The sequence below is a fragment of the Kitasatospora putterlickiae genome, assembly GCF_039527695.1.
Taxonomy (GTDB): Bacteria; Actinomycetota; Actinomycetes; order Streptomycetales; family Streptomycetaceae; genus Kitasatospora; species Kitasatospora putterlickiae.
On sequence record NZ_BAAAKJ010000108.1, the window covers coordinates 34,630 to 35,402 of the forward strand.

General features: G+C 70.8%; 1 pseudogene. It reads right to left on the reverse strand.

The annotated features are described in order from the left end of the window. Positions 1–600: 600 nt before the first annotated feature. Positions 601–773, reverse strand: a pseudogene (locus ABD308_RS11510) (pirin family protein); the annotation flags it as partial.

Consider the following 773-nt stretch of genomic DNA (forward strand, 5'->3'; position numbering starts at 1 on the left):
CAGCGCGGCGCCCGCCGGCGCACCGTCGACCAGGCCCAGCGCCCGGCCCCCGCCGAGGTCCACGGCGACCAGGGTTCCGACCAGCCACTCGTCACTCACGGTGAACGCGACACGCGCCGGCACCGGCGACGGGGACGCCGAGGTGATCGCACGCCCGTCGACGACCAGGGCCCGTGGATCGCACACCGCCGCCTCCAGCCGGACCACGCCCTCCTCGAACACCAGGGCCGCGGCACGACGGTCGGCGAACAGGGCCGGAGGAAGGTCGACCGCCTCCCCCGACGTCGCGTGCTCCAGAAACTTTTGGACGTCTTCCACCCGTGCTGTCACAGCGTCAAGCCCTCACTCGCGGCCAAAGGGAAGACGGAAGCAGCGCCGGCCCGCCAAAGGCCTGACGTGTCCGCTGCAAGGAGCCTAACCGGACAGTCACCCAAGGGGCTCAGATGACTACTGCACGCTACTTCTTTGGCCGAAAAGGGCTCTTCGTCCGTGTCCGGCGCAGTCCGCCGCCCGGGCTTGAGAATTGAGAGCCCGCCCACGTCGCGCCCTCAGGGCAGCCGAGCCGGAGAGTGGCACCCGCCGCCGTAGAGCACCCGCGAGTCAGCGCTCCCGTCCACGCGCCTTCAGCGGGAGGGCGGGCAGTTCCGGCGCGTGGAGGCGGGCGCCGTCGTAGCCGTGGACTTCGCCGAAACGCGCCCCGGTCTCCCAGTCGTTTCGTGCCTGGGCGATCTCGTCGCCGGTGCGGCCGATGAAGTTCCACCACATGACGAGTT